Origin of the sequence: Sphingomonas sp. DC1600-2, assembly GCF_049897605.1 — a bacterium.
Classification (GTDB): domain Bacteria; phylum Pseudomonadota; class Alphaproteobacteria; order Sphingomonadales; family Sphingomonadaceae; genus Sphingomonas.
In genome coordinates, this window is record NZ_JAFCWO010000025.1 from 1 (window position 1) to 11,912 (window position 11,912).

At 62.9% G+C, this 11,912-nt stretch carries 15 protein-coding genes and 1 pseudogene; 7 read left to right on the top strand and 9 right to left on the bottom strand.

Translation table 11 applies throughout. The annotated features are described in order from the left end of the window. A partial coding sequence (locus ACP7BL_RS17235) for a hypothetical protein (RefSeq protein ID WP_426258893.1) occupies positions 1–283 on the top strand: 283 nt, incomplete at its 5' end. 337 nt (positions 284–620) lie between these two features. Next, complete coding sequence (locus ACP7BL_RS17240) at positions 621–911, top strand: hypothetical protein (RefSeq protein ID WP_008831821.1); 291 nt, start codon at positions 621–623, stop codon at positions 909–911. A gap of 41 nt (positions 912–952) precedes the next feature. Here the strand turns inward: ACP7BL_RS17240 and ACP7BL_RS17245 are convergent, their stop codons facing one another. The 8 genes and pseudogenes from ACP7BL_RS17245 to ACP7BL_RS17280 form a co-directional block, all read right to left on the bottom strand. Then, positions 953–1,537 carry a hypothetical protein gene (locus ACP7BL_RS17245; RefSeq protein WP_244858202.1) on the bottom strand — a complete coding sequence of 195 codons (585 nt, stop codon included), beginning with the start codon at positions 1,535–1,537 and terminating at the stop codon, positions 953–955. Further along, complete coding sequence (locus ACP7BL_RS17250; RefSeq protein WP_004213310.1) at positions 1,483–1,692, bottom strand: hypothetical protein; 210 nt, start codon at positions 1,690–1,692, stop codon at positions 1,483–1,485. Before ACP7BL_RS17250 ends, ACP7BL_RS17245 begins: the two co-directional genes overlap by 55 nt. A gap of 12 nt (positions 1,693–1,704) precedes the next feature. Continuing rightward, positions 1,705–1,971: a hypothetical protein gene (locus tag ACP7BL_RS17255; RefSeq protein ID WP_008831641.1), complete on the bottom strand. Its 267-nt coding sequence runs from the start codon at positions 1,969–1,971 to the stop codon at positions 1,705–1,707. After that, positions 1,968–2,255 (bottom strand): hypothetical protein, encoded by a 288-nt coding sequence (locus ACP7BL_RS17260; protein ID WP_030541545.1) that lies wholly within the window; start codon positions 2,253–2,255, stop codon positions 1,968–1,970. Before ACP7BL_RS17260 ends, ACP7BL_RS17255 begins: the two co-directional genes overlap by 4 nt. 11 nt (positions 2,256–2,266) lie before the next feature. Next, a pseudogene (locus tag ACP7BL_RS17265) lies at positions 2,267–2,419 on the bottom strand (DUF3768 domain-containing protein); the annotation flags it as partial. A 175-nt stretch (positions 2,420–2,594) separates the two neighbouring features. Beyond that, entirely contained in the window at positions 2,595–2,921 is a 327-nt protein-coding gene (locus ACP7BL_RS17270; protein ID WP_223178489.1) for a Rap1a/Tai family immunity protein, read from the bottom strand. Positions 2,922–2,996: 75 nt separating this feature from the next. After that, on the bottom strand, positions 2,997–3,401 hold the full coding sequence (locus ACP7BL_RS17275) for a PepSY domain-containing protein (protein ID WP_228165648.1): 405 nt from the start codon (positions 3,399–3,401) through the stop codon (positions 2,997–2,999). Further along, positions 3,398–4,288, bottom strand: a complete 891-nt coding sequence (locus ACP7BL_RS17280; RefSeq protein WP_008603797.1) for a DUF1259 domain-containing protein — start codon at positions 4,286–4,288, stop codon at positions 3,398–3,400. The genes ACP7BL_RS17275 and ACP7BL_RS17280 overlap by 4 nt, the downstream gene beginning before the upstream one ends. 168 nt (positions 4,289–4,456) lie before the next feature. Here ACP7BL_RS17280 and ACP7BL_RS17285 point away from each other — a divergent pair, with 168 nt between their 5' ends. The 4 genes from ACP7BL_RS17285 (at position 4,457) to ACP7BL_RS17300 (ending at position 8,718) form a co-directional block, all read left to right on the top strand. Next, positions 4,457–5,407 (top strand): chromate resistance protein ChrB domain-containing protein, encoded by a 951-nt coding sequence (locus tag ACP7BL_RS17285; RefSeq protein ID WP_025160483.1) that lies wholly within the window; start codon positions 4,457–4,459, stop codon positions 5,405–5,407. A gap of 2 nt (positions 5,408–5,409) precedes the next feature. Next, positions 5,410–6,807 (top strand): chromate efflux transporter, encoded by a 1,398-nt coding sequence (chrA, locus tag ACP7BL_RS17290; protein WP_017184237.1) that lies wholly within the window; start codon positions 5,410–5,412, stop codon positions 6,805–6,807. A 74-nt stretch (positions 6,808–6,881) separates the two neighbouring features. Beyond that, a complete protein-coding gene (locus ACP7BL_RS17295) occupies positions 6,882–7,550 on the top strand; it encodes a superoxide dismutase (protein ID WP_017184236.1) in 669 nt (222 codons plus the stop codon). A gap of 88 nt (positions 7,551–7,638) precedes the next feature. Continuing rightward, positions 7,639–8,718, top strand: a complete 1,080-nt coding sequence (locus ACP7BL_RS17300; protein ID WP_157784811.1) for a Cj0069 family protein — start codon at positions 7,639–7,641, stop codon at positions 8,716–8,718. An 84-nt stretch (positions 8,719–8,802) separates the two neighbouring features. Here ACP7BL_RS17300 and ACP7BL_RS17305 read toward each other — a convergent pair whose 3' ends face one another. Beyond that, entirely contained in the window at positions 8,803–9,363 is a 561-nt protein-coding gene (locus tag ACP7BL_RS17305; protein WP_017184234.1) for a recombinase family protein, read from the bottom strand. A gap of 173 nt (positions 9,364–9,536) precedes the next feature. On the opposite strand from ACP7BL_RS17305, the gene ACP7BL_RS17310 reads away from it, so the two are divergent. Beyond that, positions 9,537–11,912 (top strand): Tn3 family transposase (locus tag ACP7BL_RS17310; RefSeq protein ID WP_426258894.1); only part of this gene is annotated, 2,376 nt, incomplete at its 3' end.

The window sequence follows — 11,912 nt, forward strand, 5'->3', positions numbered from 1 at the left end:
CACCAAAACCACGAAAGGAAAAATCACCAGCTTGACCCAAAACCCGCTCTGCGGGACATACCTTCACCCGGGTCAATTCTCGATGGAAATACCGGGTCACTTCTCAGCGGAAATCTACAATCAATGGGCTTGGGGCGGTTGTAGTTCGCGGCCATTGGGCGCTTATGCGCCAAACGGAACAGGAGGGGAACGCGCCGCGCGCACGCCGGTTATTGGATTGGCAAGGGAAAAGGGCTATATAGGCAATGCTTCGTGTGCTGATTCATTTCACGCACCTACCTGAACCCGCCGTGCTGTCACACGGCGGGTTCAAACTTTTAGGGCGGGCGGCCCTGTCAGACCACCCGCCCCGCTGGATCAGCCCTTATCGGACTTCCCCAGCTTCACAATTGCAATCACGAGCGCGACGGCTGCGATCGTCAATTGAGCTGCTTCATATGCTGTCAAATCACATCACCTCCTTTGAGCGAGAGGATTTGCGAAAGGCCGCTGTCACAGTCCTTCGCCCTCGCTCGATGAAGGCTATACAACGGATTGACGACACTGCGCGCGAAACGCTCTTCACATTTTCGTGAAGCCATTGGATGATCGCCGGCGACCGTTGATGAAAAGGGGAAGCTATGGGCCTCGTATCGCAGGTTAGCGCCGATGACCGGGAAAGCGCATGGCGAATAGTCCGTCATCGCGAAATCATGGAACGACTGATTCCGCTTTGGGCCGTGCTCGGCGTTGCGCTGGTGTTGATGGGCGTGGACCTGGGCGGGCGTCTGCTGTGGACGCTGCCGATGATCGGATATGTCTTTGGGGTGATGGCGGTCGATCACGGCCCTGATTACCGCGCCGCGAATTATTGGGTGCCGGTCCTGGGAAGCCAAGCGGCGGCGCTGCTGCCTCTCATCACCAAATTCTAGATCTCTCTGGAGCGGTGGCAGCTGCCACCGCTCCACGCGCGTCAAGCTCTGCCCTCGAAGCGGGCGATCAGCTGCTCCGCTACGGAAGCAATTTCGGCGGGGTCGGCGGTTTGAGTGCAATCGCCGCCTACAACAGCGCCGAGCGTGCCGCCGTCCAGTTGGACAACGTGGACACGCCACACGTCGCGCCGGAGTTCGTATTGATCGGGAAGCGGCCTCTGCATGATTTCATGAAACACTAGGTCAACCCATTGGCGCGCGTCCGGATCGGAAGACGCATCGGCGTAGTCGGCGCGGCTCGCCATGACGCTGTATCGGTCGCCTAGCATGAATTGGCGTTCGCGCGCGCGCCGGTCCTGCTCGATCCGCGTTACGCGATCTTTTTCCGCCCGCTTCATCGCCTGTTTCATCCGAACATCGTCGGCGCTGCGCGTCAGCGCCGCCATGATGTTGGGGACGCGCGCGGGCATATAATGCCCCGCGCGCTCGGCCGCCTCGATCACAAATTGCAAATCGCTGATCTCGGTAGGCGAGAGGGTGACGCGAACGGCGCTCGCCGTGTTGCTGATTTTCATGGCTGCGGCTCCGGCTCTTCTTTCGCCTTGTAGGCGGCAAGGCCGATCCATGATCCGTTGTCGCCGCGAAACTGGCGCACAACATCGCCGCCGTCCCAATGGCCGGTGAAGATGCCGCGCCGGTTGATGCCGCCGACGGGGCGCGTGCGCGCCGCCAGAAGGCGGGCGCGGCGCGTGTCTCGATCTAGGTGGCGCATGGGTTGCATGGTCAATCCTTCCTATTCGCTGGCGGTGTCGAGGTTTGTGCCGATCTCGTCGGCGTCGAAGTCTTCAAGGGCTGAAATCGCGCTTTCCAGTTCGGAAACTGCGGCGTCCATCGCCTGCGCACGTTCGCTGTCCTCAAGGCTGGGTGGTAGATTCTCGCGGGCGGCCTGTTCGTCATCCTTGACGGTTTCAAGCATGTCGCGCGCCTCATCCAACAGGGCTTTGCCCTTGTCGATCAGCACGCGGGCGGCGGCGATCTGCTTGCGGCGTTCGCGGTTCATGCCTCTGCCCTCACGTCGCCGCTGTCGATCTGGAATCCTGCGCGGGCCAGCTCGTCACAAAGGGCGTGCTGCCTCTCTTCGCGGGTGCCGCTGGTGGCGATATAGCTGCATCGCCCCCAATGGAACGCGAAGCCTGCACGTTTCAGGCATCCGCGAAACCGCTGGTGGGTGCGGTCGCTCCAATCCAGTGTGCCCGCATAGTTGCGGAAAGCGGCGACGGCGCAGACGGAACCATAATTCTCATCACGCCAGCTAAGCTCGATAACCGGGGGCGATTTGGTCATGATGGCCTCCCTCAATATTCACTGGTTAGGAGAATGGTGAGCACGCGGGTTGTGGCATCGGGATTCCACGGTTCGGCGCTGCCAAATTCAAGATCGCGGTCGTAATAGTCGAACTTCCACATGACCGAGAGGGCTGGGCGCGTGCTGTCGTCAGTCCAGGGCGTCACCTCAAGGTTTGTGCGCCAGACAACGATTTGGCAGACATAATGCGAACATCGGCTAATTAGCGAGCTTGAGGCGCGACATGGGATCGTTGAGCTGGCGGAATTCACCGCCAGGCGGACGCTCCGCCTGCCCTCAAAGGCAGCCGCCGGGCAGGCTACGCCGCGGGGTACGATGCTACTGACATGGCCAAGCCTTCGCTAACGAGCGTTCAGCTCCGGCCACCATATGAACACTCATAAAATAGCTATTCTGCTCCGCCCAGCGTAAATATGCCGCGCGCAGCGCCGATCGGTCATAGCGTGGAGCGCGGCATTCCGCTTTTCGCGCGACGATCATCATGTCGAGCACGCCTTGGAGGTAAGCGCCGCATCGCGGCTCATTCGCTTGACAGCTTACGAACAACGCCGAGCCCGTCGCCGACGCGGGTTCGGTTTGGCCGATCGCACTATCAGGCAGGGCGGCCAAAGCGGCGCATAACAATATCCATCGCCTTGGCCGCATTTTCGTCTCCTATTCCGCAGTATCATTTCGGAAGGGGCGCACGGCCCTCGACGGCCGGCGCCCCGTGCTGATCCATCATTCGCGGCCGAGCACCTGGCCTTCGGGCGTGACGAACAGTTCGATCGTCTTTCCGTCGCTGTTCTTGCCCTTGATTTCATAGAGCGTGCTTCCGTCCGCCTTTCGGGTGACTTGCTCCGCTTTGCTTATTGACGCGAGTTGCGCGCGTGCCGCGTTCATCGCGGCCTCGGGCACCTGAGCAAGCGGGATGTCTCGTTCGCTGTGCTTGCCGATTATCCGGTTTTCGTTCGCCTCGTGGTTTTGCGCGATCGCCACGCCCGCGATCGCCAGCGCGGCCGCGCCCACGCCTGCGACAACAGTGAGAGTTCGTTTGCTAGCCATGTTCCATTCCACTTCCTGCATAAGGGCCGTGGGGTCGGGCGGGCGGCGGTTACGGCCCAATGAGCCGTCGTCCGAGTTCAACTCCTCTGATTGTTCATCCTGTCGAGCGCCGCGCGCAGCCCACGGGCGAGCTTGGCTGCGTCGTCGTTGGCCCAGAAGTGCATGAAGAACAGCCGCGGCTCGTCGTTTAGCATATGATTATGCAGCGCCGTGACCTCGATCCCGTTCGTCCGCAGCACGCGCAGGACCGGATCGACCTCGTTTGCGACAAGTACGAAATCGCCGGTGATGGCGGCTCGGCCGTCCCCGGTTGGCTGAAAGTTGATCGCGGTCGCCGTGCCCATCGTCGGCGGAGTCTCCATATCGCCGTCCATCAGCCGCTCGGCGCGCGGAAAGCTGTATTGGAGGATGCCACCGGCCGTCTTGCCCTCACCGCCCATCAACCGGTTGAGCGCGGCCACATCGAGGTCGAGCCGCGATGCGGCTGCGCTGGCCGAAGGCGATTGCGGCGCGGCGAGCGGGGTCCGACTGGCTGATAGCGCTTGCCGGAGCGCGGCCGCGAGCTTCACCGGGTCGCCGTGGCCGGCAATGTGCATGTACATGGTCGCAGGCGAAGAGCGGAGCAGGTGATTGTGGAGCGCGGTGATCGTAAAACCGCTTGCGAGCAGGCGGCTCAAAACGGGGTTCACCTCGTCGTGGGTCAGCACGAGATCGCCCATCACCATCGCCTCGTCGCCCATCGGCTGAAACGCCGCCCAAGAGCCGAGCGCGAGGGAGGGCTTGATCGTCACCCCATCCAGCGTGACGCTCAGGTCCGAACGCGGGAAGCTGTAGCGGTGAACGCCCCCCGGCTGTTCGGCCCCCGCTCGTCCTATCGCCCGGTCGACAGCCGACCAGTCCGGCGCTGCCCATGCCGGGCTTGCCAGCAGGAGGCTGGCGAATCCCAAGGCGATGGTCTTTTTCAGCATAATTGATCCTTCATCAGCGCACTCGACACGGAAAGCCTCACGTCATGCGAGCGCGCCGCCGGCGAGCCGCGACATTGCGCTCCGGTTTCTTTCTTCGGGATAAGCAGTCCTATGCTCATGAGGCTTGTGATGCAACCCTTACACTTGTAGGCTAGTGACGATACAACTATGACAAACACACAAGCTTCCCCTTGGTTGCTCCTGATCCCGCAGCTTCCGGCTAAGCCTGCCTATTTGCGGGTGAAGGTCTGGCGGCGTTTGCAGGCGATCGGGGCCGCGCCGCTCAAGAACGCCGTCCATGCGCTCCCCAATCGCGAGGACACGCGCGCGCTGTTCGAAGAACTGCATCGCGAGATCACCGAAAATGGCGGCGAGGCGCTGATCCTCGAAGCGCGCCTTGTCGGCGGCATGGGCGATGCGGAGCTGCGCGGAGTGTTCGACGCTGCGCGTGACGCCGACTATGAGGAGTTGGCACGCGAGGCGCGCGCGCTGTGTGAGGGCGAGTATGTCGCGGCGGCGGATGTGGGCCGCCTGCGCAAACGCCTGAACGAGGTCGCCGCGATCGACTTTTTCGGTGCGCATGGTCGGCAGGCGGCACAGGCCGCCATCACCGAGGCGGACCGCCGCTCTCACCAACATCCCGATGTGAGCGGCCCCGGTGCGCCCGAGCTGACCCCGGCGGAGCTAAAGCGCCGCGTTTGGGTGACGCGCCGCCATGTCCATGTCGATCGCATCGCGTCCGCCTGGCTCATTCGCCGCTTCATCGACCCCGAGGCGAGCTTCAAGTTCGTCGAGGGCAAAGGATATGTGCCGGAGCCTGACGAACTGAGGTTCGACATGGCGGACGCTGAGTTCACCCACGAAGGCGACCGCTGCTCCTTCGAGACCTTGGTGTTCCTCACCGGTCTCGAGACCGACCCCGCGCTGCGGGCGCTCGGCGAAATTGTTCACGACCTTGATATTGCCGATGCTCGGTTCGAGCGCCCGGAAACTCCGGGAGTGAGCGCGCTTATCGCCGGCATCTGTGCCGGCACCGACGACGACGAGGAGCGGATCGCGCGCGGATCGACCGCGCTCGACGGATTCTATGCTCACTTCACCCGGCGAAAAGAGGACTAAAGATGGAGGCCAGCGCACGCGCTGAAATCGCAGTCGAGACGCTGCACGAGCACGGCATCAGCTTTGGCGAGGCGGTGCGCGTCTGGATCAGGGTCGCGCTGCTCAGCTTCGGCGGACCGGCGGGCCAGATAGCGGTGATGCATCGCATCCTGGTCGAGGAGAAGCGCTGGATCGGCGAGGAGCGGTTCCTCCACGCGCTCAACTATTGCATGCTGCTGCCCGGCCCTGAAGCGCAACAGCTAGCTGTCTATATTGGCTGGTTGCTCCATAAGACCAAGGGCGGCCTGGTCGCGGGCGCGCTATTCGTGCTGCCCGGCTTCCTCGCGATTTTAGGGCTCAGCTATGTCTATGTGCTGCTCGGCGAAGTGCCGCTGGTCGAGGGATTGTTCTTCGGATTGAAGGCCGCCGTGCTGGCGGTGGTGCTACAGGCGGTGGTCCGGGTGGGTTCGCGTGCCTTGAAGAACAACGTCATGCGCGGTTTTGCCGCGCTGGCGTTCGTCGCGATCTTCGTGCTCGACGTGCCCTTCCCGCTGATCGTGCTTGCCGCCGCGCTGATCGGCTTCTTCAGTGGCCGCGCTGGTTACGCCGCATTCAAGGGCGGCGGCGGACATGGTCCCGCCGGCGCTGAGATAATCCACGACCGCGACACCGCTCTTGGCGAGGGCCTTCCCGACCATGCCCGGCCGAACCTCTCTTGGTCGCTGCGCATCTCCGGCGTCCTGCTGCTGCTCTGGCTCGGGCCGGTCGCAGCGCTGCTGTTCGCGTTCGGCCCCGACGACGTGTTCAGCCGCATCGCCACCTTCTTCAGCCAGATGGCGGTGGTGACCTTCGGCGGCGCCTATGCGGTGCTCGCCTATGTCGCGCAGGAGGCAGTCGAGACCTATGGCTGGCTCCAGCCCGGCGAGATGCTCGACGGGCTCGGCATGGCCGAGACCACGCCCGGGCCGCTGATCATGGTGACGCAGTTCGTCGGCTTCCTCGCGGCCTTCCGCGAAGCGACCGGGCTGCCGCCGCTCGTCGCCGCGACCTTCGGCGCAATCCTCACCACCTGGGTTACCTTCCTGCCATGCTTCCTGTGGATCTTCGCCGGCGCGCCATTCATCGAGCGGCTGCGCGGCAACCGCGCATTGTCGGCCGCGCTTTCGGCGATCACCGCCGCAGTGGTCGGCGTGATCCTCAATCTGGCGGTCTGGTTTGGTATCCACACTCTGTTCGAGCAAGTCCGCGAAGTGCCGTTCGCAGCCGGCACCATCGATCTCCCAGTCCTAACGTCCGTCAACTGGCCGGCGCTGGCGCTCGCGGTGGGTGCGATACTCGCCATGTTCCGGTTCAAGGCCGGCATGCTGCCGGTGCTCGGCGTCTGCTCGGTCCTCGGGGCCGCATATGTAATGATCATCTGAAGGAGTGACGCGTGACGATCGACCATCTTTCCCGACGCAGTGCAATCGCAACTCTTGGCATCGGAGCCGCCGCCATGACTATCAACGAAGCCTCTGCGCAGACGCCGGCCGCAGCGCCGGCGGCTGTCCCCGCCTTTGCCGGAAATCATCAGGTCAAGCCGCTCAGGTTCAATCCCGCCAGGCTTCACGGCCTCTCCGAAAGGCTGATCACATCGCACCACGAGAACAATTATGCGGGCTCGGTCAAGGCCCTGAATATGATCGAGACACGACTTGCCGCCGCGCTCGCTGACACGGACCTGCCGCCGGTGGTCTATGGCGGATTGAAGCGCGAGGAGCTGCACCGCACCGGCTCGGTCGTGCTCCATGAGGTCTATTTCGACGGGCTCGGCGGCAACGGCCAGGCAGCCGGTTCCATCCGCGACGCGCTGGGCGCGGCGTTCGGCTCGTTCGACCGCTGGGAAGCCGACTTCCGCCGTACCGGGATGAGCCTTGCCGGCGGATCGGGCTGGTGCGTGCTCGTCTACAATCTCCACACGCGCTCGCTGCACAACCATTGGGCGTGGGATCATATGCACGGTGCGATTGCCGGCGTGCCGCTGCTCGCGCTCGATATGTACGAGCACAGTTTCCACATGGATTACGGCACCGCCGCCGCCAAATATGTCGACGCCTTCTTCCGCAACATCGACTGGGAAGTGGTCGACCGGCGCTATGCCGCGGCTTTGCGCGGCGGCGGCTGAACCCGACCGCCGTGGCTTAACACCCACTGCTGCGCGACACCTGAGTTCGCGACCACAAAGGGGACAGGTCCGATGGGGAGATGCAACAATGACATCCGGCCCGAACATCGCTCTTCTTTGGCGTGGGCAAGCAGCCGAGTGGACGCATCGCTTTCATGAAGCCCGGCAGTGGCCGATAATGCAGGCCTTGCGGGCGCTCGGGGCGACCGCAAGGCCTGTACTGTACAGGGACGAGGCGGTTCGCGAGATTCGGGACGAGCTGCTGTCGTGCGACGCAGTGCTGGTCTGGGTGAATCCGTTGGACATTTCAGGCGACCGCTCGCAGCTCGATCCAATGCTGCGCGAAGTCGCGGGGTGCGGCGTTGTCGTCAGCGCGCATCCTGACGTGATCGCCAAAATCGGCGTCAAGGAAGTGCTCTACACAACGCGCTCCATGGAATGGGGCAGCGATGTCGATCGATACGTGGACGCTGAAGGCCTTCGCGCTCGTTTCCCCGAACATCTTGCCGCAGGCCCGCGCGTGCTGAAGCCGAACTACGGCAACGGCGGCAGGAATGTATGGCGTGTCCAACTAGACGAAGCGGGAAACGCTCCGGCTTTGAAAACGTCGGTGAAAGTTCAAGAGGCCCGCCAAGGAAGCAAATCGGAGCGCATCAGCCTAGCCGAGTGCTTGGAAAGGTGGGTGCCGTTTCTAAACGACGGCGGCGTGCTGATCGATCAGGCTTATCAGCCGCAGTCGTCCGAGGGCATGGTCCGCTGCTACGTGTGCGGGCACCGAGTGGTTGGCTTTGGGCACAACCTGATCACTGCGCTGATGACGCCAACGGCCATTGATACAACGTCGTCAACCCCACAGCCGATGGGCCGCGCCATGTTCGGACCGGAGGTGACGCGCTTCGCAGCCTTACGGAAAGCGATGGAGGATCGCTGGATTCCAGAGATGCAAAGGTTGCTGTCGATCGCCGACCACGATCTTCCGCTTCTTTGGGACGCCGACTTCCTATTTCGCCCTGGTGAAGCCATCAGCGATGGCTCCTATGCGCTTTGCGAGATCAATGCTAGTTCGGTTGCACCATTTCCGCCAAGCGCCGTCCAGCCAGTCGCCGCAGCGGCAATCGGTCGCGCTCTTGCCATTCGTTTGACGAAGGAGACCTCCAATCCTCATTGATATGATTCAAGCAATTCAAGAGACGTGACATTGGTCGTATCAATCAGACAAGCCTAAGGGTGAGCGAGGCTGGGTGAAACCGGCTCAGGTGGCAGCGCGGAGATACTGGTAGAGGGTTTCGCGACTGATCCCCAGGTCACGGGCGATGACGGCCTTGCGCTCGCCGTCATCAACACGGCGGTGCAGCTCGGCGACCATTTCGTCGGAGAGGGAACGTTTCCGCCCGCGATAAGCACCGCGTTGTCTGGCGACCGCAATGCCTTCGCGCTGCCGCTCCCGGATCAGGGCGCGCTCGAATTCGGCGAACGCACCCATGACCGAGAGCATCAGGTTGGCCATCGGGGAATCCTCGCCCGAGAAGGCCAGGCTTTCCTTCACGAACTCGATCCGGACGCCTCTTTTGGTGAGGGACTGAACCAGTTTGCGCAGATCGTCGAGATTACGCGCCAATCGATCCATGCTGTGGACCACGACGGTGTCACCCTCGCGGGCGAAGGCGAGCATGGCATCGAGTTCGGGGCGGTTGATGTCCTTGCCCGATGCCTTGTCGGTGAAAATCCGGTCGAGCGACTGCCCGTCCAACTGGCGATCGACATTCTGATCGAATGTGCTCACCCGGACGTAACCGATCCTCTGGCCTTTCATCGCCGCCTCCGGTCAAAATGTCAGGTTGAATTCTATGACACGGCGGAACATGCGTCAATAAATGCTTGCCATAACCCTATCCTGACAGAAACCGCCGCTGCATCCTGACGTCCGGTTAGGCTATACTCCAGATTGACGCTAGCCTGTCGCTCTCGACTCGGGATGGAGGCAGGATGGCGCGGCGGCGATTATTGACCGGAGAAGAAAGGCGTCGCCTGTTCGATATCCCCCATGACGAAACCGCGATCGTCGGCCACTATACCCTTGCCGCCGAGGATCTCGAACTGGTCGGTCGCCGCTATCGCCCTGCCAACCGCCTCGGTCTGGCAACGCAGATCGCGCTTATGCGGCATCCCGGCTTCGGTTTGCAGCCCGACGTCGACGTCCCCGATGCGGTCCTTCACTATCTCGCCGCCCAGCTCTTCGTCGATGTTGATGCGTTCGCCGACTATGGCCAGCGCGCGCAAACACGTAACGATCATGCCGACATTGCGGCACGGCATCTGGGGCTACACCCTTTTCGGCGAGGGGATATACCGCTCGCGCTCGATCTCGCCGCAAGAGCTGCGGAGCGGACCGATCGGGGCGAACCTATTGTCCGCGCATTGATGGAGGGGCTGAAGCAGGAACGCTTCATTCTTCCATCGGCAGACACGCTCGAACGTGCGGGCCTCGCCGGCAGGGCACGCGCCCGCAAAGCCGCGGCGGCGCTCATTGTCGAAAGCCTGGGTCATGCCGAACTGGCGCGGATCGATGATCTGATCGTCAACAACAGCGACTTCGGCATGACGCCGCTGGCCTGGCTGCGCAATTTCGAGGAAGCGCCCACCACGGCGAACATCAACGGGCTGCTGGAACGGCTACGCTATGTGCGCGGAATCGGCATCGACCCGGCGATCGGCGCGAAAATCCCCGACTTCCGGTTCGCGCAGTTCATGCGCGAAGGTGGCGTTGCGCCGGCGTTCCTGCTCTCCGATTATAGCCTTAACAGGCGCCGCGCGACGCTGATCGCGGCGGTCATCGACCTCGATGCCAGGCTCGCCGATGGTGCGATCCAGATGTTCGACAGGCTTGTCGGAAGCCTGTTCACACGGGCGCGGCGCGGGCGGGAAAGGCGCTATCAGGACAGCATCCGCTCGGTCGGCGAACTTATGCGGCTGTTCGGCGCGACGATCGCCGCGCTGGGAGAGGCGGTCGAACATGGCGGTAATCCGCTCGAACTGATCGACGAAGCGGTAGGCTGGCACAGACTGGTCGCAGCCAAATCGCAGGTCGATGCGCTGGCCGAGCTGGCGGGCGAAGATGCGCTTGTCGCGGCGACTGGTCGCTATGCGACGCTGCGGCGGTTCAGCCCGGCTTTCCTCGATACATTCACGTTCAAGGCATCGGGGAGCGGATCGCAACTGGTCAAGGCCATCGAGGTCATCCGCGATACCAATGCCCGCAAGGCCCGCAGCCTGCCCGAGGGCGTTCCGCTCCCATTCGCCAACCGGCAGTGGAAGCGCCTCATCACCGAAGGTGGCCAGGTCGATCGCCGGCGATACGAGACGGCCATCATGGCCACGCTGCGCGATCGGTTGCGCGCCGGCGACATATGGGTCGAAGGAACCCGCAATTATCGCCGCTTCGACACCTATTTGCTGAGTCGACGCGATGCCGATAAGGTGGCCGACAGCCTGCCATTCCAGACCGATGCGGCCGCCTATCTGGAGGAGCGGGCAAGGACGCTCGACTGGCGGCTGCGCCGTTTCGCCAAGCAACTCAAGGCGAACAGGCTCGCGGGCGTGGCGCTCGAACGCGACCGGCTCAAGCTGCAACCCATGCCGGCGATCACTCCACCCGAGGCGGAGGCTCTCGATCGCAGGCTCGACGCCTTGCTTCCGCGCGTGCGGATCACCGAACTCCTGGTCGAGGTGGCCGAGCGCACCGGGTTCCTGAGCGCATTTCGCGATCTTCGGTCCGGCAAGGAGCATGACAACCCGCACGCGATCCTCGCCGCCATTCTCGCTGATGGATCGAATCTGGGTCTAGAGCGCATGGCCAACGCCAGCGACGGGGTGAGCTACGCCCAGCTTGCCTGGACCCACAACTGGTATTTGTCGCCCGAAAACTATCAGGCCGCGTTGGGGATGATCGTTGCCGCGCACCATGATCTTCCTTTCACGCGCCATTGGGGAGCCGGCACTAGTTCATCCTCCGATGGGCAGTTCTTCCGCTCGGGCCGCAACCGATCGGCGGCGGCCGACATCAATGCGAAATATGGCAGCGAGCCGGGCCTGAAGATCTACTCCCACCTGTCCGATCATTTTGCCTCGTTCGGATCGCGGATCATGTCGGCCACCGCCGGCGAGGCCCCCTACGTGCTGGATGGCCTGATGCTCGGCGCCGGCGCGCTACCGCTGCATGAGCATTACACTGATACCGGCGGCGCGGTGATTATCTGGACAATCAATCCCACCCGGCCATTTATAAGATACTATTCAGGCGCTCGATGGCATGCGAGGTTTCCTCGCATGCCATCGAGCGCAACCGCCGCAGGCGGAAGACGA

Coding starts and splice junctions, on each gene's coding strand:
- ACP7BL_RS17295 (WP_017184236.1), top strand. CDS start 6,882: ATGACTATCAACGAAGCCTCTGCGCAGACGCCGGCCGCAGCGCCGGCG.
- ACP7BL_RS17260 (WP_030541545.1), bottom strand. CDS start 2,255: ATGACCAAATCGCCCCCGGTTATCGAGCTTAGCTGGCGTGATGAGAAT.
- ACP7BL_RS17245 (WP_244858202.1), bottom strand. CDS start 1,537: ATGGATCGGCCTTGCCGCCTACAAGGCGAAAGAAGAGCCGGAGCCGCA.
- ACP7BL_RS17240 (WP_008831821.1), top strand. CDS start 621: ATGGGCCTCGTATCGCAGGTTAGCGCCGATGACCGGGAAAGCGCATGG.
- ACP7BL_RS17280 (WP_008603797.1), bottom strand. CDS start 4,288: ATGCTGAAAAAGACCATCGCCTTGGGATTCGCCAGCCTCCTGCTGGCA.
- ACP7BL_RS17255 (WP_008831641.1), bottom strand. CDS start 1,971: ATGAACCGCGAACGCCGCAAGCAGATCGCCGCCGCCCGCGTGCTGATC.
- ACP7BL_RS17300 (WP_157784811.1), top strand. CDS start 7,639: ATGACATCCGGCCCGAACATCGCTCTTCTTTGGCGTGGGCAAGCAGCC.
- ACP7BL_RS17305 (WP_017184234.1), bottom strand. CDS start 9,363: ATGAAAGGCCAGAGGATCGGTTACGTCCGGGTGAGCACATTCGATCAG.
- ACP7BL_RS17285 (WP_025160483.1), top strand. CDS start 4,457: ATGACAAACACACAAGCTTCCCCTTGGTTGCTCCTGATCCCGCAGCTT.
- ACP7BL_RS17270 (WP_223178489.1), bottom strand. CDS start 2,921: ATGCGGCCAAGGCGATGGATATTGTTATGCGCCGCTTTGGCCGCCCTG.
- ACP7BL_RS17250 (WP_004213310.1), bottom strand. CDS start 1,692: ATGCAACCCATGCGCCACCTAGATCGAGACACGCGCCGCGCCCGCCTT.
- chrA (WP_017184237.1), top strand. CDS start 5,410: ATGGAGGCCAGCGCACGCGCTGAAATCGCAGTCGAGACGCTGCACGAG.